This is a genomic window from Rufibacter radiotolerans (genome assembly GCF_001078055.1).
Taxonomy (GTDB): Bacteria; Bacteroidota; Bacteroidia; order Cytophagales; family Hymenobacteraceae; genus Nibribacter; species Nibribacter radiotolerans.
The window spans coordinates 661,202-682,696 of sequence record NZ_CP010777.1 but is presented as its reverse complement, the minus strand read 5'-3'; the positions used below and the strand labels follow the sequence as shown (position 1 = coordinate 682,696).

15 protein-coding genes are annotated in these 21,495 nt (G+C 40.6%); 2 read left to right on the top strand and 13 right to left on the bottom strand.

The window, feature by feature from the left end; translation table 11 throughout:
* Window positions 1–47: 47 nt before the first annotated feature.
* Both TH63_RS02865 and TH63_RS02860 read right to left on the bottom strand, forming a co-directional pair.
* A complete protein-coding gene (locus TH63_RS02865) occupies window positions 48–2,288 on the bottom strand; it encodes a sodium-translocating pyrophosphatase (protein ID WP_082161532.1) in 2,241 nt (746 codons plus the stop codon).
* Between the two features lie 263 nt (window positions 2,289–2,551).
* Window positions 2,552–3,466 (bottom strand): aminopeptidase, encoded by a 915-nt coding sequence (locus TH63_RS02860; RefSeq protein ID WP_048919605.1) that lies wholly within the window; start codon window positions 3,464–3,466, stop codon window positions 2,552–2,554.
* A gap of 458 nt (window positions 3,467–3,924) precedes the next feature.
* Here TH63_RS02860 and TH63_RS02855 point away from each other — a divergent pair, with 458 nt between their 5' ends.
* Both TH63_RS02855 and TH63_RS02850 read left to right on the top strand, forming a co-directional pair.
* Window positions 3,925–5,199 carry a tetratricopeptide repeat protein gene (locus tag TH63_RS02855; protein WP_231583537.1) on the top strand — a complete coding sequence of 425 codons (1,275 nt, stop codon included), beginning with the start codon at window positions 3,925–3,927 and terminating at the stop codon, window positions 5,197–5,199.
* Window positions 5,200–5,361: 162 nt separating this feature from the next.
* The gene (locus TH63_RS02850; RefSeq protein WP_156180331.1) at window positions 5,362–6,795 is read left to right on the top strand and encodes a hypothetical protein; all 1,434 of its coding nucleotides are present in this window, start codon (window positions 5,362–5,364) and stop codon (window positions 6,793–6,795) included.
* Between the two features lie 207 nt (window positions 6,796–7,002).
* Here TH63_RS02850 and TH63_RS02845 read toward each other — a convergent pair whose 3' ends face one another.
* The 11 genes from TH63_RS02845 to TH63_RS02795 form a co-directional block, all read right to left on the bottom strand.
* Window positions 7,003–8,088, bottom strand: a complete 1,086-nt coding sequence (locus TH63_RS02845) for a glycosyltransferase family 4 protein (protein WP_048919603.1) — start codon at window positions 8,086–8,088, stop codon at window positions 7,003–7,005.
* A 2-nt stretch (window positions 8,089–8,090) separates the two neighbouring features.
* Window positions 8,091–9,302, bottom strand: a complete 1,212-nt coding sequence (locus tag TH63_RS02840; RefSeq protein ID WP_048919602.1) for a glycosyltransferase — start codon at window positions 9,300–9,302, stop codon at window positions 8,091–8,093.
* Complete coding sequence (locus TH63_RS02835; protein ID WP_082161531.1) at window positions 9,302–10,540, bottom strand: glycosyltransferase; 1,239 nt, start codon at window positions 10,538–10,540, stop codon at window positions 9,302–9,304. Before TH63_RS02835 ends, TH63_RS02840 begins: the two co-directional genes overlap by 1 nt.
* An 11-nt stretch (window positions 10,541–10,551) precedes the next feature.
* Window positions 10,552–11,517 (bottom strand): Gfo/Idh/MocA family protein, encoded by a 966-nt coding sequence (locus TH63_RS02830; protein WP_048919600.1) that lies wholly within the window; start codon window positions 11,515–11,517, stop codon window positions 10,552–10,554.
* A gap of 6 nt (window positions 11,518–11,523) precedes the next feature.
* Window positions 11,524–12,981 (bottom strand): NDP-hexose 2,3-dehydratase family protein, encoded by a 1,458-nt coding sequence (locus TH63_RS02825; RefSeq protein ID WP_048919599.1) that lies wholly within the window; start codon window positions 12,979–12,981, stop codon window positions 11,524–11,526.
* Window positions 12,966–13,859, bottom strand: coding sequence for an NAD-dependent epimerase/dehydratase family protein (locus TH63_RS02820; RefSeq protein WP_076606585.1), 894 nt, complete (start codon window positions 13,857–13,859; stop codon window positions 12,966–12,968). Before TH63_RS02820 ends, TH63_RS02825 begins: the two co-directional genes overlap by 16 nt.
* A 73-nt stretch (window positions 13,860–13,932) precedes the next feature.
* Window positions 13,933–15,843: an asparagine synthase (glutamine-hydrolyzing) gene (asnB, locus tag TH63_RS02815; protein WP_048919597.1), complete on the bottom strand. Its 1,911-nt coding sequence runs from the start codon at window positions 15,841–15,843 to the stop codon at window positions 13,933–13,935.
* Between the two features lie 399 nt (window positions 15,844–16,242).
* Entirely contained in the window at window positions 16,243–17,316 is a 1,074-nt protein-coding gene (locus TH63_RS02810) for a glycosyltransferase (RefSeq protein WP_048919596.1), read from the bottom strand.
* Window positions 17,317–17,600: 284 nt separating this feature from the next.
* Window positions 17,601–18,896, bottom strand: a complete 1,296-nt coding sequence (locus tag TH63_RS02805; RefSeq protein ID WP_076606387.1) for a lipopolysaccharide biosynthesis protein — start codon at window positions 18,894–18,896, stop codon at window positions 17,601–17,603.
* Window positions 18,896–20,119, bottom strand: coding sequence for a CDP-glycerol glycerophosphotransferase family protein (locus TH63_RS02800; RefSeq protein WP_048919594.1), 1,224 nt, complete (start codon window positions 20,117–20,119; stop codon window positions 18,896–18,898). The genes TH63_RS02805 and TH63_RS02800 overlap by 1 nt, the downstream gene beginning before the upstream one ends.
* Window positions 20,120–20,267: 148 nt before the next feature.
* Entirely contained in the window at window positions 20,268–21,494 is a 1,227-nt protein-coding gene (locus tag TH63_RS02795; RefSeq protein WP_048919593.1) for a polysialyltransferase family glycosyltransferase, read from the bottom strand.
* Between the last annotated feature and the right edge of the window lies 1 nt (window position 21,495).

Genomic DNA, 21,495 nt, shown 5'->3' with positions numbered 1-21,495 from the left:
CTTCCTAAGAAAAGGGCTCTCCTGCAAGTTGTTAGAAACAGTGACGGCTATTGCTGGCCCGCAGCCGAAGGATATTGGGCCGTGGCCACTGGGGCAGCGGCGGCCGGCGCCTTGTAGGCACCTGCGCCTTCAATACGGTTCTCTGGGGCCGGGGCTGGCGTTTCCTGCACCGCAATGTGCGGCGCAATCACCAAAGACACGATAGACATTAACTTGATGAGGATGTTCATGGACGGTCCCGAGGTGTCTTTGAAGGGATCACCCACGGTATCTCCGGTCACAGAGGCCTTGTGCGGGTCAGAGCCTTTGTACTCCATCACGCCGTTGATCATCACGCCTTTCTCAAATGACTTTTTGGCGTTATCCCAGGCACCGCCGGCGTTCGACTGGAAAATAGCCATTAGCACTCCAGACACGGTTACGCCGGCCAGCACGCCGCCTAGAATCTCGGCGCTGGATACTTCGTCAAAGACATCTTTCAACCCGAACCCTATAATCAGAGGCACAATAAGGGCGATGGCGCCGGGTAACATCATTTCGCGCAAGGCGGCTTCGGTGGAGATGGCCACGCATTTGTCATACTCGGGCTTGCCCGTGCCTTCCATGATGCCCGGGATCTCGCGGAACTGGCGGCGCACCTCATGCACCATGGCCATGGCGGCCCGGCCTACCGCGCTAATAGCGAGAGCGGAGAATACAAACGGGATCATGCCGCCAATGAACAGACCGGCCAATACCGGGGCTTTGTACAAGTCAATGGTTGTGATACCAGAAATACCCACGAAAGCGGCAAAAAGGGCCAGGGAGGTCAACGCAGCTGAGGCGATGGCAAAGCCTTTACCGGTAGCAGCCGTGGTGTTCCCTACGGCATCCAGAATATCGGTGCGCTCGCGTACTTCCTTGGGCAATTCACTCATCTCCGCGATACCCCCGGCATTGTCGGCAATTGGCCCGAAGGCGTCAATGGCCAGCTGCATGGCGGTAGTAGCCATCATACCAGCGGCGGCAATGGCCACCCCGTAAATACCTGCTACGGCGTAGGAGAACACAATACCGGCAGCCAGCACCAGAATCGGCAGGGCCGTACTCATCATACCCACGCTAAGGCCGGCAATAATGTTGGTTGCGGCGCCGGTGGAAGACTGCTGTACAATGGAGTTCACCGGCTTGCGGCCCATGGCGGTGTAGTATTCGGTGATAATGGAGATGAGCGTACCCACTACCAGACCAATGATCACGGCGTAGAAAATTCCCATAGAGGTGAATTCAAAACCCCGCAGTTTGAGCGTGTCCGGCATGAGCCAATCAATCACGAAGTAAGAAGAAATAGCCGTCAAAGCCACCGAAGAGTAGTTCCCCATGTTAAGAGCAGCTTGTACGTTGCCGCCTTCTTTCACGCGCACGAAAAAGGTGCCAATCATGGAGAAGATGATGCCTAGGCCGGCAATGAGCATAGGAAGGATGATGGGCGACAAGCCGCCAAAGTTGTCTTGTACCGTGATTTCGCGGCCCAGTACCATGGTAGCCAGAATGGTAGCCACGTAAGACCCGAACAAGTCGGCGCCCATACCGGCCACGTCTCCTACGTTGTCGCCTACGTTATCAGCAATGGTAGCGGGGTTACGAGGGTCATCTTCCGGAATTCCGGCTTCCACTTTACCTACCAGGTCAGCCCCCACGTCGGCGGCTTTGGTGTAGATACCTCCACCCACCCGGGCGAAAAGAGCGATACTTTCAGCGCCCAGGGAGAAACCGGTCAGCACTTCCAGGGCTATTTCCATTTCCTCTGAGCTGGCACTGGCGCCTACCCGGTGCACAAACCAGTAGTAGAAGGCGATGAACAAAGAGCCTAAGCCCAGCACGGCCAGACCGGCCACGCCCATGCCCATCACAGAACCTCCGGTAAAAGACACCTCCAGCGCTTTAGAAAGACTGGTTTTGGCGGCCTGCGCGGTACGCACGTTGGCTTTGGTAGCAATGCGCATGCCAATGAAACCGGCTAGGGCCGAGAAGATAGCGCCAATCAAAAAGGCAAGCACAATGATGGTAGAAGACTTTTCGCCTACGTACCCAAGATAGAAAAGGAAAATAGAGGCAATGATGGCAAAATAGGTGAGCACTTTGTACTCGGCCTTGAGGAAGGCCATGGCTCCCTCAGAAATGTAACGGGCAATGGTACTCATCTTTTCATCGCCGGCGTCTTGCTTGGTCACCCAGGCAGATTTAATGGCGGTAAACAACAAGGCCACTAAACCAAAGGCAGGAATAGCGTAGAGAATGGTCTGCATAAAGAAAATTTTTGTTGGTTAATTGGACAAAAGAGCGCATTTGACTTTCTCTTTGGTGCGGGGCACCCCAGCAAAATAGCCTGCCATTGCCTTTTCTATCCTCGGCAAAAACGCCACGAGGAATTGAAAATGCTTCCGCGAAGCTTTTCAACCATAATTGCCTACAAACAGATTTTCAAATAGACTCTGAACAAATGACTGTAGCGCAAGCTAGCGTTTCTACCCTAAAAAACAAATATATCTTATACTCTATGCTCTGTATTTTACAATTTCTGCATCAGCACTTTATAAAGATCCACCATGGCGTAAATGTCTTTCTTGTGCACCAGCTCATTGGGGGAATGCACATGGTCTTCGGGTGCCCCGATAAAGCACCAGTCCCAGGGGATGTTGCCGTAATGAAGCTCTTTGCCGTCTGAGCCGCCGGCATCTTCCACCTCTATCTGGAAAGGTATACCGGCCTCCTTGGCTAGCCTCACAATGCGCTGGATGTAACTGCGGCGGGGAATAAGGGAATCGCGGAGCGAGATGGCCACGCCTTTGCCAGCCTCCACCCCTTCGGTGACCCAGGTAATGTCTGAAATGAGTGCCTGCGTGACGCCGTAGGTTTCATGGATGAACTTGGCCAGGTAGGCCACCGAGCCGCCGCCGGTCTCTTCCCACCCCCCGAAGGCAATCACGCCATGCTCCAGTGTCTGGGCCACCTGCAGGGCACTCCATACCCCCAGGCGGTTGTCTAGGTAACAGCTCTGCACGGCTTCCTCCGTTTCCCGGAAATCGCACTTGAACACCAGTTCCGTGCCGCGGTCGATCTCCCGGTGGAAGTCATAGCTCAGGCGATGTTCTTCCTCGTCAACCTGTAGCGTACACTCAATCTCACCCTGGCTGTCTTCACCTACCAGCTTGATACAGGATTCGGTGACCGGCCCGCCTATTCTAATCAACTGCTTGCCGTAGCGCACCATAAAGCCAATGGAGTCCATGTGCGCGAAAATGACGGTGCGCGGTTCCCCGAACACCAGCAGCAGGCAATCTTGAAATCCTTTCCCGTGGATAATTTGCGGCTGCACGGCCCAGTCTTTCTGATGGGTGAGGACATAGTCCAGCAGGTATTCCTTCATTTTCACTTCATTGCCCGATGGGGCCTGGATTTGGCAGAGCTGACGCAATAATTCCATGGTTTCACGTTTTAATCAAAGGTAAAGAAAATGTCCCAAGGCGCTTCTTGCCTAGTGGCATAATACATTCTGTTTTAGGGCTATTTTTGATAAAACGGCCCTAAAATAGGTTTTCAGAAAATTGGTCTGGAATTTTCCCTTTGCACCTTAGCAACGGTTCATACTCTGAAAAGCCAAAATAGCCAAAGGAATTAAAGAAAAGCAGTAAAAGAACCTGCGTTTTGGACTTACTTTTCAAAAAACAGGCTTAAAACACCAAAGCAACTAAGGGTATCTTATTTCAACCGTGTACCTTTGCTTGCTTTGCTACCTCTCCTGCTTCAACATGAAGAGAAAATAGCAGCTAGCCAGTATTTTAACTGAATTGAAACCTACCCACCCGGATGCTTGTTGAGGGGAAACTGCCTTTACACCCGCTCCGGCATAAAAATTAAAGAATTGCAGGCGGTTTACTAATTATGATGCGTAAGACTCTCTTCTTGTTTCTGTTGCTTGTATTAGGATTCTCTGGCGCCCAAGCCCAGGTGATTCCAGATACTACCAAACAGCTAGACCAGAAATTTATTGACTCACTACGGCTTACGGTCAACCTGGACTCCGTAGACGTGATGCCCCAGGCCCTTGACATCAAAGGCTGGCTTCTTCTCAATGAGGAAATCATGAATGAGTTGGGCGGCGCTGTGGACAACATGTACAACTTTAACTTTGCTACCGCAGAGAAGCAGTTCAAATCATTGCGTCGTCGGTACCCCAAACATCCCATGCCCTATTTCCTGATCGGGCTCAGCAACTGGTGGAAGATGATTCCCTCCAACATCCAGGACCCAAGCTTTGACGAGCCTTTCCTGGCCTACATGGATACGACCATCATCCTGGCCGAGGAAATGTATGACAAAGACAACAAAAACCTGGAGGCGGCCTTCTTCCTGTCCGCGGCCAATGGCTTTGGGGCCCGTCTGCACGCGGAGCGCAAAAGCTGGCGCAAGGCGGCCATTATGAGCAATGAATCCCTGGATTACCTCCAGAAGAGCAAAAAAGCTAATGGCCTGAGTGATGAATTCCTGTTTGGGGAAGCCTTATTCAATTACTACTCTGTCTGGATCCATGAAAACTACAAGCTGCTTCGCCCCATTCTCATGTTCTTCCCGAAAGGAAACAAGCCTTTGGGGCTGCAGCAACTGCAACAGGTAGCCTTCAACGGGTTCTACACCGGCACCGAGGCTAAGTACTTCCTGATGAAGATTTACGCTAATGACAACAAGAACGGCGCCGCGGCCATGTCCTTGTCTCAGTACCTGGCGAATACCTACCCTAACAACCCCTACTTCCAGCGCTTCTATGCCCGCATGGCCTTCACCGAAGGGCAGTTAGGCATAGCTGAAGGCATTTCGCTTTCCATTCTGGACAAGATCAACAAGAAACAAGCGGGGTATGAGGCCATTAGTGGTCGGTATGCCGCCTTTTACCTGGGCTACATCCAGCAGTACCGTAACCGTGATTTAGCAAAAGCCAAAGCCTATTACCGGCAATGCATTACCTTTGCCGAGCAAACAGGCGAGCGGGAGTCCGGTTATTTTATTTCTTCTTACGTGAACCTGGCCAGAATGAGTGACCAGCAGAAGGATGTGAAGCAGGCCAAGCAGTACTATGAGACGGTAGTGAAATGGGCAGATTCAAAGTCATCTGCGGAGAAAGAAGCGAAGGCGTATTTGAAGAAGCATAGGAGGGTGTAGTAAATTAAATTAATTGGTTTAAGAAAAAGTAATTTTCCTGCACTTAAATCCAAACATATTTCCTGCCTTTATTCAATAAAGAAATCATTCTTATTGATATAGGATATAACATATTAATTCTTACTTGTAATTGGCAAGAAAGAATCCTCAAAGAAAAATAACATGGGAAACCAGTTTATATTTTTACACGATTATCTTTTATTGCCTTTCTATCTGTTTGGTTCTATTTTACTAATGAACCTTTATTTTAAGGCTAAGCACGGAAATAACAAGAAGCTAAAAAAATATTTTAACTGGGCATTATACCTCAAGCTGTTTGGATGTCTTTCCATTTCCTTGATTTATCAATATTATTATAATGGTGCCTATGATGGCGTAAATTATTTTAGAGGAGCAGTAATGCTAACAGACTATTGGATGAAGCATCCATCAGAGGTTTTTACAGTTCTTTTCCAAGATTTAAACACTTTTAACGCTACTAATCTTGCAGGACTAAAGGGGGATTACGTTCATATTTTTGCAGACACTTCTTTTGTAGTAGCAAAGGTGGGTGCCATCTTCAATTTCGTTTGCTTTGATTCCTTTTTGGCTATCGCTATCTTCTTCTGTATTTCAGCCTTTGTTGGCCTATGGAGCTTCTTCATCTTTATTATCAAAGAGTTTGGGATCCCAATGAAGATTGCCGCTTATTGTACCATTTTCATTCCATCCGTCTTAATCTGGGATTCTGGTATTTTTAAAGACACTATCTCATTTACAGCATTATTATGGCTGTTTATGTGTTCACATTATGTTCTTGTAAAACAGAGAAACTTAATTCAGAATGTAATAGGTATACTTTTGTCTATTCCCCTTATTTATTTCACAAAGTCATATATTGTAGCTGCATTTATTCCCTTTTTTATCATCTATGTAATAAATAGCAATAAAAAAAGGATCAAAAACCCTCTTATTCGGTATCTAAGCACTCCTTTTATTTTAATTTTAGGGGCCGGTAGTATGGGTCTGTTTTTACAGAATGCGGATGAACTTTTTGGGAGATACTCTGTAGACCAAGTCCTGGAAACGGCAGCTATGACTTCTTATTATATTCAGGAGAGCGTAGCAGGTTCTGCCTACACTTTAGAGGTGGATTATTCATCTCCATTAGGAATTTTAGCAGCCATCCCACAGGGAATTAACATAAGCTTGTTCCGGCCTTATCCCTGGGAGTACTTAAAACCTTTTATCCTTTTTGCATCGGCAGAGAGTATGCTCTTTTTGTATTTCACTGTTTACCTTCTTTTCAAAAAAGGTTTCGGAAAATCACTTTCAATTATCTGGAATACTCCTCTGATTCAGTTTTGCCTTTTGTTTAGCTTCACCTTTGCTTTCATGGTGGGAATCTCTTCAGCCAACTTTGGCTCCTTGGTTAGGTATAAGATACCGTTTATGCCATTTTATTTAATATTCCTGGCTATTTTATATAAAGAGAAGTTTTTATTACCTCAGCAAAAGATTAGGGCTGCCAAGCAAAGAAGGACCGTTAGACCTGCCCAAGCCTTTACAATTTCAAATCGTGCAGCTACTTTTAACAATCATTCGGCTGCAGAATAATCCTAACCTCGGCTGCAGATAGAAAGCCAAAACTTCCATCCTTGAGTAGTAATAAAAACCTCAAAATCTAAACGATATTATTTCATAAAAAAGGATGGGCAAAGGAGCTTTAGACGCTTCTTTGCCCATCCTTTTTTATGAAATAATTAAAATGGGGATCACTCTTTAAATAACATTCAAATAGGACCTGTTCTTTAGTCAGACAACCTATGAATTTTTCTTAACTACTTTATCTAAAATGTTCAAGTAAACAGGCACATTGGCATTAATTGAATAATGTTTTTCTACGCGTTCAGCGGCGGCAGATCCAATAGAACGTCTAAGAGTTTCATCCTTTGCCAAAGCTCGTATTGCCTGAAGCCATTCTTCATGTTCATTTACAAGAAACCCTGACACATTTTGTTCAATAACCCTAAAATTGGCTCCAATGGCAGTAGCAATAGTAGGAATGCCAAGCGCCATGTATTGTAATGCTTTCAAACCACTTTTACCCAATACCCATTCCTCATTTGGCAATGGATAAAGCCCTATGTCAATTTGAGATAAGTCCGCTACTTCACTACTTTCCGTCCACGGAATAGCAGTTACGTCTATGCCTTCCATTTTAAACTCTTTGTCTCCTATCACCAGCAGCCTGAAATCCATTTCTTCCTTAAGTTTTAGAAAGACATCTTTTAACAGGTATACATATTTGGAGGTACTATGACTACCGCTCCACCCCAACGTTATTTTGCCTTTTTCAGAATAATCTTGTCTAGGTTGGTAAACCTTTGTGTTAATAGTGGAAGATATATCAGTAGTGCGGTGGTTGAACTGCCTTACAAAGGTATCCAGGTGAGGCGTACAGGTAATGACATGGTCTGCTTTCTTCATCAAGAAGATAGACTTATTACTGGATTTCAACCAATTAATCAATGGATTTGATTTACTCTTGGGTTTCAAGAAAATCAAATCATCAATGTCATAAATCATTCTTTTAGAAAACTTGCGGAACAGCCACTCAAATAAAGGTGGCCCAATTGGAGTTACCCATAAATGGACATATACGATGTCATATTTGCCTAATGATACAAGATCACCTATACGGCGAAAATAAGCCTGGATCGTAAAGAGGATTTTCCTGAAAGTATTTCCTGGCTTATAAACCACCTCCCAAAATTCTGCATCTATAAAGGAACTGGTAGTTATCTCATAGCCTGCCTCTCTGAAATAAGGATAGTATTGCTCATATTTAAGCCGCTGACTGGGTGCCTTCCCCTCTGGATAAGGCGCTACAAATAAAATCCTCTTCATCCTTAAACCTTCTGATAAACTTCAAAATACTTCTGGGCGCCAAATTCTAATGAGTAGCAACTTAAGTTAAACTGTTTGCCCGTCATGTTCTTTTTCACCCACTCTGCTACCTGTTGGTATTCTTCTTCAGTAAAGTTGTTAAGCAGGTAACCACACTGCAAATCACTGAAAATCTTTTCGGCATCACCTACTCCGGTATTGGTAATAATAGGTTTATTCATGGCCAGCATTTCAAACAACTTTGTAGGTGACGTTGCCTGCTTGGCAAATGTTGGGGTAATGAAAAAGATACCCATATCAATCAAAGCAATATGCAAGGGCATGGCTGAGCGCGAGGCTGAAGTAACCACCAGGCTTTCTTTAGGTACTTGGCTTGCCTCTGCAACCTTATATACCTCCTCCTTATCATTATTCACCAGAAATAGCAACTTAGCCTGCGGCACTTCCTTTTGGATGGCCTTAAAGCATTCAAACAATTTAGGAATCATGTAAGTAGACCCAATGCTGCCTACATACCCCAGGACAAAATTTCCATCAAGACCAAGTTCAGATTTGAGAGAGGTAAGTTTAGCCTGATCTACCCTTTCCTGGTCAAATAACTTCAGATCTACACAACAAGGAATAACCGTTATATCCTCCGGTTTTCTTGAAGGGTACTTCTGTAGAACCACCTCCTTGGCCCTTTCTGTGAGAGAGACAATATGATTAGCATGTAGAAAGAGCCTTCTTTCAAAAAACCGTAAAAATTTATTAACAAGATTATGAGTAAAGCTGCTATCTGGGTTTATCCTTCCTGTTTCTATCTTGGCATCTATCCAAAAATCCCGTTTATCAAAAATGATCTTTCTACCCAGAATATAGTGTAAAAGCAACCCAATATTAGAAGCAGTATAACTGCGGCAATGCACTACATCATACCTGTACTTTAAGCACACATAAAATGCGCTGACAAAAAACTTTATGTAATCATAAACTTTGGAGAGATCTCCCCCTTGGTTAAACTTTATCTTAAACCATGTAATATCATTTCTATCCAGCAGAGACTGGATATCAGCAATTTTATGTTCATTTTGCTTTTTCTCAAAAGAAAGAACATGAAATTTCATTCCTTTCTCACTACTCGCTATCAAATAAGGCAACACCTGCGATTGGCCTATATGATCGCTCATCCCGTCATAAGACAGATAAAGTACCTTTTTATTTCCTGCTATCATTAATTTTCAAATAACCCCTGTATCATGCTTACCCACGCGACTTTCACGTTCTCAATATCAAACTCTTCTGCCTTCGCTTTATTTGACGCTGTCATTTTTTTTAACTGCATTTGATCTGCTGTCAGAATTTCCTCAATCTTATTTTTCCATTTCTCTATGGTCTCCGGGCGATCCACCAACGGAATAGGCATTAAATAACCACCCTGAAACTTCTCCGGTATAAGCCGGGGATTTTCATAATCAAAGGCAAAGGTGCCCTTTATGATTTCCCCTATGCCTCCGTTAGGGCAATCGCTTACCAATATGGGTGCGCCGGCACTCATAGCTTCTAACAGTGTAAGAGGAAGGCCTTCTGCTTTGGTAGAAAACAGAAAAACGTTGGACTTACTAATAAGACTATGAATGTTCTCCTGAAAATTGAGAAAATAAATATTTGCCTTCTCCTCAAAAACATCAGCTTCCACCTGCGAGTAAGACAAACCCTCACTCAAAATAAATTGTTGTATTCTCTCTTTCTCTTCCCCTTCTCCAATAATAAGAAGCTTGACTTTCTCCTGGTTTGGAAGTGCCTTGTAGATAGGAATAAGAGCCTCCGTGTTCTTGATGATACTTAATCGGTTGGCAGCCACCAATACCTGGTATTTCTCAAAAATATCTGGCAAGCTATATGGCAACGGTTGTTCCAGGTTTTTTGCTACACGCTTGGTCTCTACAGGGTTCTGAATTACCAAAAGCTTTTGTTTTTCAATTTTGAAAAACCCGTTCATCTCCTCTATTAAATTCCCTCCGCCTAGCACCACTTTATCAAACCGGGAATAAACAGCAGTAACCAATTTCCTGAGTTTTACCATTTTCTCATTCTGCACATTGTTCAGAATGTTGATCTGGATAACCGCTACCTTTTTCTCATGACCAGTTAAGGCGTTTATCCAGTCTACCGGCCAGAGGCTACTGATAGAAACATCAATAGCAAGCTGTTTCTTCAGTTGGCTTAGCCTATGTACTTTCAGGTAGTAATTTTTGATTTTCTTAGCTAAACCTTGCCCATTTGAAACGTTTAAGGAGCCAGAGGTGATTCCTTCCAAATGAGGAATTACTCCGCCCCCTTGAATAGAATACAACCAAACGTTGAAACTCCCATCGCTGGCCAGCATTTTAGCCACCATGGCAGCAACTCTTTCTGCTCCGCCCTGCCCAAAAAACTCTACTAGTACTAATACATTTCTTTTTCTCGTCATCTTAATTTAACCTAGTGCTTACCACCCAGGTTTCTTACTTCCTCAATTAATCTGGTTTGTGTTAAAATATTGGTCCACTCAGGTTCAAAATTTTTCTCCTTTACTATTTCATTGAAATACAAGAGCATATTCCTGAAATGATCATCTGGCTCTATTACTATTTGTTCACTTACTCCATTTTTCTCAAGGATGATGGTTGGTGCGAAATCCGCTTTTGCAGTGAAAGCCCTGGTAGATGTAATCTTTCCTGTGCTTCCCCATATCTCATAGTTACACTGGTAGTAGTTTTCAAAACCGAAGGCTACCTCAGAAAATATGCCGCTTTCTTCATGTAACAAAAAGGCACCTCCATACCAGTCTACCCCGTATTCTTCATGATAGTTCAAACGGGCTGCTTTCACCTCAAATCCGTTTCCAAAAAAGAAACTGGTTGCCTTTAGCACATACGCACCACTATCCAGTAAAGCTCCTCCTCCTAACTCTGGCTTGTACCTTATATTTGTTTCTGGGTCAAAAGGAGGAAAACCAAAAGAGCTTCTGAAGCACCTGATTTCTCCAATCTCCTTATCCTTGAGCAACCTCTTAACAAAACTGTTTTGAGCGTGGTGTTGAAACTGGAAGTTCTCCACAATGGCAAGCCCTTTCTTTCTGGCGACTTCTACCGCCTCCTGTGCCTGGGCCAAAGAAATAAAGGCTGCCTTTTCTACCAGCACATGCTTGTTATATTCCAAGGCCTTCATTATCCATTCATAATGAAGGCCGTTTGGCAAAGGAATATAGACAGCATCCAAATCGTCCCGCTTCAGGAGTTCTTCATACCCCTGTACAGCTACACAATCAAACTGCTGAGCAAAATCATCAGCATTCTTTTTAGTTCGGCTGCTAACTGCAACCAACTTATTTTCACCTATAGATAAAATGGCAGGTATTACAGATTTTTGAGCAATACCTGCGCAACCCAACACGCCCCAATTCATGAGATATTATTTAAATGAAATAGCAGAAATCAGACTCCTGGACTGGATGTTCAGGTAGTTATTGAACTTTATAAATATTTTCAACTGGTTTAAAGTCATCCAGGTGTAATTCTCTGGCACATCAATAGAGAACTCTTCCCCTACCAATAAAAGCATATTGCGGTTTTGCTCTCTGTAAAATCTTCCACCCTCCTCAGACTGCAGGGTATCAAAAATTATCTCCTCTTCTTTTGCATTCAAAACGTAGTCAAGGAAAGGTAGAGTCTGCAAACTATTTTCATTCAGGTAACTACCTGTAAGGCACTGGACAGTAGGCGCCATTTCCAGAATATCAAAATTACCGCTTTCCAGCTTTGCCTGCACCAGAAAATGCAGAATACCGTCAATCTCTTTGACAATAAAAGCACAAATGCCTTCCTGTAACGGAGCAATTAATGGCTGGTCCCAGCTGGTAACTTCCCGGTTATCAATTTCAACGTGCACCCCTATTACCTTGAAGAACTTGTTATCAATATGCCGGATAGAACTTTCCTCAATAATCCAATCTCGCACGGTGTGCAGGGGAATTGACTCAACATTCAAGTCATATTTGGTTTTAAGTTCTGTAAACCAATGAATAATTTCATCAAAACTGTACAACGAAACTTCACTGTTTAAATCAGAGGCCAGGAACTTAGAGCCAAGGCCTGATAGACCGTCATTTATCAGATTAAAAAAGCTTACCGTTTCTTCAGAATGATTTCCAAATGAAATACCTGAAATAACCGTCCTGGTGTCCATGTTGACCACGTTGTCCAGCAGCATCAGATCTTTTATCTGGCCAAGTGTTAACCAACAAAAATCCTCCAGAACCTTAATATCCTCCTGAACTTTTATAATGATGTTCCGGTTTCTTTTCTTCATGAATCTGGCGCCCTGCTCAGATTGTAACTGATCCAACAGCACCTCACTTTTGGTATGGTTGGTAAAATACTCCAGGTAATCTGGCGCTTTCCCCTTATGTACCTTAGTATAATTACTTTTGGTCGCCTGTAAGGTGGGCGAAAGTTGAACATTGTTCACGTTGCCGGGCTCAATTTTTGCCTGCAACAAAAAATACAGAACCCCATTTACCTCTTTCGTGATAATTCCCAGGAAACCAATCTCAGGCTGGTTAATGATAGGTTGGTCCCAATCTGTCACGGCTCCCCTATTGGTTTTTACGTTTATCCCTTCAATGGAGAAAAAACTACCGGAACTGTGTTGAAGTTTTACCCTGTCTTTATCTATAAACCAATTACGCATTTCATCAAACCGGATCTGTTCAATGTTAACATGTACCTGTCTGTTTCTTTCCTGTACCCACTCCAGAACCTTTTCTGTAGAGTTAAATGGATTATGGAAAGTCAAGGCAGATTTCAAAAACGCTAACTCAATGTTTTGATCCTTTCCTTTGGTATTTTGACGTATTAACCGTTTATCCATTCCTGTAGAGAGAAGTTAAGTGTGTGGGGGAATATTTTTATTATTTTAGAAGCATTAAAAATAGTATCTCCTGATTCTAGTTTTAATGCTTTCTCTGGCCATTGGGAATATTGCACCGGCACGTCATATTTTTCTCCAATAATAGAGGCAATACCTTTCAAGGAAAATGTTTCACCATCAATATTGTAACAATGTCCATTACTTTCAGGCATCTCAGATACTTCAATTATTTGTCGGCAAACATCCATTACATGAGTAAAGGTTCTTTTTAGGTTTCCGTCACCAAATAATACAATGGGTTCCTTTTTCATAGCTCTCCCAAGAAAAAAGCTAATGGTCCCGTAAGACAGTTGGCCGCCCACTATATTCCCGTAAGGGACACAGATTCTAAAAATGGTATATTCAATACCATATAAATTACGGAACATTTCCAGGTACATCTCTCCGTTATATTTAGAAGAGGCATATATAGTCCTGAATTCTTTTTCTGCCTCTTCTGGCAAAGGTGAGTTTTCTACCCCCTTGTACACCAGGCGGGTAGAAGGGAAAATCAATTTTGGCTTCTGGTCAAGGTTTTTCAGGAAATCCAACAGGTTTAAAAACCCTATTTCATTGACCTTTATATAGGCTTCATACCTGTCAATGGAAATATCTGTGCCGGTTAGTCCTGAGAAGAAGTAGATATAATCAAAATCCTGATCCAGGCGCTGCACCTGAGCCTTATCTGAAATATCCATCTGTTGGTACTTCACCTGATGCTTCCCCATGAAATCACCCTGAATATCAAAGCACAAGGGAAGGACCTGTTTTTCCTCTATCAGGTAATGTACTATATGCTGGCCCATGTAACCATTTGCCCCAAATACAGCTATTTTCATATAATTACGTTCTCGCTTTCTTATAATAAAGAAGCGAACCATGGTTCGCTTCCTGATTTACTTCAAGGCCTTGTTAAAGGGATTTCATCCATTTCTCATACCACATCTGAAACATAAGCAAATGCCATATTTTTAAGTGATGTTCCCTTCTGCCCTTGTAAAACTCATCTACTATTCTCCTGACAGCCTCCTCGTTGAATAAGGAATGGGCACTTATTTTTTCAGGGCTTAAATAATCCAGGACCAGTCCCTTCAGTTCATTTGTAAGCCATTCTGCCAAAGGAATACCAAAGCCCATTTTGGGTCTTTCCATTATCTCCTTGGGAATATGTTTATGAACAATTTGCTTGAGAATAAATTTTTTATCACCGTTTCGGTACTTAAAATCGCCTGGTAGTTGTGCTGCCCATTCAATGATTTTCTGATCCAGAAAAGGCTCTCGGCCTTCCAGACTCACAGACATAGCAGCTCTGTCCACCTTTTGCAGGATATCATCTACCAAATAAGTTTGATAATCTATGGCCATCATAAAAGCCATAGCATCTTCATACCCACCTTCTAATTCTCTGCTTAAATGGGCTGTCTTCAGATCTGAGAATTTCTCTTTTAGCAACTGATTAACTTCATTTCTGGTAAATACCTGGCTGAGGTTATTCAACAACTCCAGAGGCGAAGGATCAGCCAGAAGGTTTCTTAATTTTGCATAGCGTGATTGAAAATTTGCTTTCTGGTTTAAGAAGGGCACATGTTCCGCGGGAATGGTATCCATAGCCAAAACGGCCAATTTCCGGAAAGGACCAGGAATAGAGCTAATCTTCTTACTATACCTTGAAATATAGTCATACCGGTTATAACCGGCAAAGATCTCGTCTCCTCCATCAGCTGATAAGGCTACCGTTACCTGTTTTTTTGCTAAACGGCTCACCAAAATAGTAGGGATGGCACTACTATCAGCAAAAGGCTCATCAAAGAAATATGGTAGCTCTGGGATAATATCAAGGGCTTCTTGAGGAGTACAGTAATATTCTGTATGGTCAGTACCTAGGAACTCAGCAATCTGTTTTGCAAAGGGGGCCTCATTTAATTTGCTATCGGTAGACCCAATGGTAAAGGTTTTTATCTTTTCAGTATTGTTCTTTTGCAACAGGGCTGTAACGCAGGAACTGTCATAACCTCCGCTAAGAAACACCCCAACCGGAACATCAGCCACCATACGGTACTGAAATGATTCTGTTAGAATCTTTTCAGTTTCTAAGATGGCTTCCGGAAGATCAATTTTTAGTTTTGGCTTGTTGTAATAGTCATATACATTCCAATACTGCTTGATTTTGATTTCGCGGGTTTTGAGATCTATCCTGAGCAAATGCCCTGGTGAAAGTTTATAGGTATCTTTTAAGATGGTATGTGGATGAGAAACATACCCATATTGCATAAACGAACCCAAGGCATCTTGATCGATCATTTTTTCAAACCTGGGATATGACATGATCGACTTTAACTCAGACCCGAAAATGAAAGCCCCATTCTGCCAGGCATAATTAAAAGGTTTTACACCTGCCCGATCACGGATGCAAATAATTTCCTGCGCTGTTTCATCAAATAGCACAATGGCAAACATGCCCCGCCAGTGATGAATGGATGTTTCCCCCCATTCTTTCCAGGCGTGCAATATAACTTCCGTATCAGAATGAGTTTGGAATTGGTGGCCCTTTAATATCAGGTCCTCCCGGATCTCATTATAATTGTAGATTTCCCCGTTAAACACCACATGCAGATCCTGATAAGACATGGGCTGATTAGCCGAGGTGCTCAAATCTATGATAGATAATCGCCGATGGCCAAGACCTACCTGAGCAGAAGCTGCCTGCCGAAAAAAAATACCCTGGCCGTCAGGACCGCGATGAGAAACACATTGAGCCATTGAAGCCAAGGTTTGCTCATTGCTATTATTATTAAAATCAACAAAACCTGCTATACCGCACATCTGGCACCTATTTTAAATTTTGATTCTTTTAATATCTCCTTGAACTAATTTATAGCTTTTACATAAAATTAAAGCCTAACTCATAATCAAGAAATTAATAAAAATGAATCTTATATTACAATCTACAATTTAACAAATACACTAAAAAACTATAAGGCCAGCAAAATCACAAAATCAAACCAACCAAAAAACAGCTTTTCAAGCAACTACTTTTAACCAGCACAAAGATAGTTGTTTTTGCAAGAATATTAATTCAATGATTTTTTTACAAAAACTTACTTAATAATACTAATCAATAATTTCTAAAATAGAATTTATAATGTCATAAATAATCCAACATGACCACCTATACAAATAATATAAAATTTATTTATTCCCTTAAGGCGCTTATTCACTCTATTATAAAAAACAATTATTATAAACATTAGAAAGTGCTTCTTCAAAAACCACTTTTCGGTATTTCTTAGCTTTTTCATATCCTTCCTTGGAAAGAAAGGCCAGCCTTTCAGGATTGTTATAAACTTCCAGAACCTTTTCATTAAATTCAGTATCATCTTTCAAATCAAAAAATAAGGCAGATGTGCCGGCAACCTCATGAAGTGAAGGAATATCTGAAAGCATGCATGGAAGGCCCACGGCCATTGCCTCTAAAGGAGCTAGAGCAAAACCCTCATATATTGAACTTATGATAAACATATCATAGTTCTTTAATATCTCCGGAACATTGTTGGCGCTTCCACAAAGCCGTACATTATGCAATCCCTTTTCATTAATCTGCCGTTGAAGCTCATCCCGCAGGTGCCCCTCTCCATAAATATCTAAAGTAATTTTGTACTCCTTTAATTTTTCAAAAGCAGCAAGCAAAAATGGAAAGTTCTTTGCTTCTTTTAAGTTTCCTACAGAAACCAATTTAAGGGATTGAGGCAAAAATTCCGGTCCTCTTTTATTTTCAGGCAGGTAGAAATCATCTGCAATAAAGTTATTTACCACATAGTTTGCTCCTTTTAAGCCTACATACTTCCTATAATCTTCCCTTGCTGCATTTGATACAAAAACAGCAACCTGGTTCTGTGAATAAGTTAGTTTTTCAGCTAGTAAACTTAACTTATTAGCTGAAAACGCATCTTGACTTAATATGCTATGTACTGTAAAAACGAATTTAACTTTTTTAGGGGTACCAAGCCTACCAATCAGAGTAGGCCAATACAAATGAGCATGAACAATATCTACCTTTCTATCAGAAATAATTTTCTTCAATCTTTGTGAGGAAGAGAATATATCTAATTTCCCTTTAAAATTAAGATTGATAGCTTCAACCCCAGATAATTGCGCAAGAAGAGTATCTGGGTTATTGAGGTAAACAACTATAAAGTTATATTTAGCATTAAGTAATTTAATAGTATTAACAAGTAGAACCTCAGCCCCTCCTACACCCAAACTACCAATCAAACATAAAACGTTCTTTTTAGTCATACTACAAACTTATATCATACTACAAACTTATATTAAACAGCAACAAGGAAACCTAAAGAATATAGCATTAGACTAATTTAAATTTAATTTCTCCTCTATAGTTGGGTTAGAAAAGGTTTCATTCCCATGTATAATTTTAAAAAAGGGATGTGTCTAAAATTTAAATACATTTTTCTAACCTTTATTTTTCTCAAATCTCTATGAGCTCATAATAGGGCATCTTTCCATACCACTCCTAATTTAATCAAACAAACTCTAGATCAATAGCAAAAAATACACTTACTCTATTTACCGTCCTTCACTTTAAAAAAACCATTAAAAACAAAGCCTACATTAAACCACGAAATAGAAACAAGCCGAGTGGCAAAAAATATTATCATAACCAATGTTATAAAATATGACAAACAAGTGGCATATGCAGCTCCAAGCGCCCCAAATTGTTTTATAAATATATAATTAAATGCAATATTTGTAATTACATTAATAAAAGAAAGATAAGCTAAATACTTATTCTTATTAAAATAATAAATATATGCAGAGAACAAGGCATACATTCCCCACAAAAAATAACTAAAACTAATCCAGAAGATGTAAGGTATTGCACCAATAAACTTAACATCAATAAACCACCCAAATAGAAACCGACTACCAAAGGTAATAATAACAGTCCCGGCTATTAATATCACCGTATATAAGTAGCTAATTTGCAATATTTCTTTTTCAGTCTTTTTATTAAAATCAGCTAATCTTTCATACAAGTAAGGCACATACAGATTGCTAAAGGCAGAAACAAAAATTAGCAATATACTTGCCAGCTGATAGGCAATATTATACACGCCTACCTCATCAACATTCACCATTTTGGCAATAAAAATCCTATCAGATTGGTTTATCACAAATTTACCTAACGTGTGTAGTATCAAAGGTAATCCAAACCACACCCCTGCCATGACATACTTTTTAGTTACTTTTAATGAAAATAAATCTTCTTTATAAAAATAAATTGAAGCCACAAAGGTAAATAGCAAAGACGCAATAAGCCAGGATAGTATTCGTCCAAACCAACCCATGTCAAAGTAGACAACAAATAACAAAGTCAAACCAATTTCTACAGATGATTTAACTATATTGACCACCAGATAATGGTAAGCACTTTTCTTTACAACCAGATATGCTAAATAAGATTCTATATAAATTGTCAGAATAGCAATTAAAGGAATTAGAAATAGATAATTAGAGAATTCAGTTGGAATCTCTAAAAGCCTACTCAAATACCCCCCGAATAGAAAAGAAATAACAAGAAAAAAGACAAATGGAATAATCGGGATTAACTGAACAGAAGTAAAAAAAGAAGCAAACTCCTTTTTATCCTGGATTTTAAAAAATTCGACACTTATTATTCCCGAGGCCACGAGGCCAATTAGCGGCATTATAATTAAAACATAAGAGTTAAATATTGATAAAATACCATAATCTGCCGTAGATAGATAATGAGATAAAATAGGTAAAACAAAAAAACTTGCTGCTGCCCCATAAACACCTGCTAAGGTATAGGCAGAAAAAGACTTTATTAACTTCATTAAGTACTTATTACCTCCAACACCCTTGATGTGGCCTGACCATCAAAAGGGACATTAAACCGCTCTAAAAAAGCATTGTACGAATCCTCACTCTCAAGGGTTAGATTATTATCAATCCAGTAGTCAAACTTCTCATGTAACTCAGAAGGTGACAAAGAGACATGACATAAACCAAATGCTGAGAAGTCAGCACCAAAAACCCTTGGTTCCGGATGCCAACCCAGCAAAACGATGTTCTTTCGGGCACACAAGCACCCTGTCAATAAACTTGAACTATAGCTTAGGATAAGCTTAGATTCTAGGTAAAGGTCGGTGTAATCACCGGCTTGTATTACCTTTACCAAGTCTTTATTATATTTGTAACTATTCCAGTAAGAGAGGTTGGACTTGGGGTGAAGCTTTATATAAAGATGCAGGTTTCGCTTCTCGGCAAAGTCAAAGAGAGCCTCCGCCACGTTTTTATGGTGCTCTTTGGTCCAGCCTACAGATCCTTCCTCTAAATGTGGATGTTCAATATAAACGATGTGATCTTTTACTACATTTCTTTCTTTAAAATACTTATCAAAAAAGGGTACCCCCGTAAACAAGGCATCCTCTGGTTGAGTACCCGTATAAACTGAATACTCTTCTAAGTTGGCTCTATTAAATACAATTGATTTTGCAGGTACCCTTTCTTTGAAATGGTTATGCGCTAATACCTTATTTGGACCATCCTGCATCATCCTGAAAGGCAGCATAGCATACTTCTTTAACGAATCAGCAGAATGGAAGCCACTGGTGACGGAATAATAAAAGAACTTCGACTTCAGAACGTCAAAAAATGATTCTCTGAACCGTTTTATTAGGTAAGGCAATTTATGCCTGCTAAATTCAACCTCTTTCCAACGTTCAATAGCAGTGCCTTTATCACCCGCTGCACCATGTTCCAGGTAAAAAGTAGGAATCTTAAGATTATTTGCTGTTACAATGAGAGCTATCTGACGCAGGTCTATTATTTCAAAAAAAATAATTTTATCCGGAGCTATTCTCTGAATCAATTCTTTAGGCGTTGCAAATTCTTGCCAGGAATAAACTTCACTGAAATTAAGAGGAAGCTCTTTCACTGACAGTTTCATTTGCGCAGGTTTCTCATACCAAAGCAGAACCCATTCAACATTTTCAGCTTTTTGCAAATACGAATAGAAATCGAACCTGTCAGGCTGAACAATTAACAAAATCTTCAAAATAAATCTTCAGTTTAAAATTTGTTAAGTAAAAAGGCTACAATTATCCCTAAAATAAAAAGCAGTAAATTTACTTTTGAAAAGGAAGTTGGCAATTACAGTTGTACCTGAGTAATCAATTCAGAAAAAAAATATAATTCAGAAACTGTTAACAATTTTTAATTCGTTCTAAAATCCTTTCACTAGCCTTCCCGTCAAATGGGGTATTAAATCTATCTAAAAAAGCATTATATGCTCCTTCGTTCAAATACGATAAATTATTATTAACCCAATAATCAAAATTTGTTAATAATTCTGTTGGGGACAACGAAACATGGCATAACCCATAGTCAGAAAAATCAGCCCCAAATATATGTGGCACTGGATGCCAACCAAGTAAAACAATATTTTTCCTAGCGCATAAGCATCCATTTAGCATACTGGAACTATAGCTAAGAATAAGCTTTGACTGTAAATACAGATCAGTAAAATCACCTGAGTGGAGTATGGTTACGTAATCTTTATTAAATTCATAGCTCTCCCATAATACAGGGTTTGACCTAGGATGAAGCTTAACATATAGTGTAATTTTATTTTTTTCAGCAAAATCAAAAAGTGCTTGCGCAACTTCTTTATGATGTTCTTTCGTCCAACCTGCTAACCCTTCTTCTAAATAACACGCTTCATTATAAATAATGTAGTCTTTTTCCGCAGTTGAATTATTATAATATTTATCAAAAAAAGGAACACCTCCAAATACCGCATTCTCAGTACTTGCACCACTATATAAGGCATACTCTTCAAAGTTTGCTTTATTAAATACTATTGATCTTAATGGAATGCGTTCTTCAAAAATATTTTGACTCAGGGTTTTATTAGGATACCCCTTTAACATTTTTAAGGGCAAAAAAGAATATTTTACAAATGAATTTAAAGAACCTAATCCACTTAAGGCGGAATAATAAAAAACCTTAGAACGAATTATATCACTAAAGGAACTTCTGAATCTAGTAAGCAAATAAATTAATTTGCTTTTATCAAATTTTGATACCTCTATCCTTTCTGCAGCTGCATCCTTATCTCCGGCAGCTCCATGCTCCATAAAGAAGGTAGGAACTTTATTCTTTAAAGCTGTAACATTCAGAGCAATTTGACGCAGGTCAATTATTTCATAAAAAATAATTCGATCGGGTTTAATCGTATCTAATAGCATTTGAGGAGTTGTAAACTCATTCCAATATCTAACGGAACTAAAATCCAAAGGAAGATCTACAGGAGATAATACCATTTGCGATGGCTTTTCATACCATAAAAGCACCCATTCAATATCTTTTCCTGCTGCTAAAAATGAATAAAAATCAAACCTCTCTGGCTGAACGATTAACAAAACCCTCATG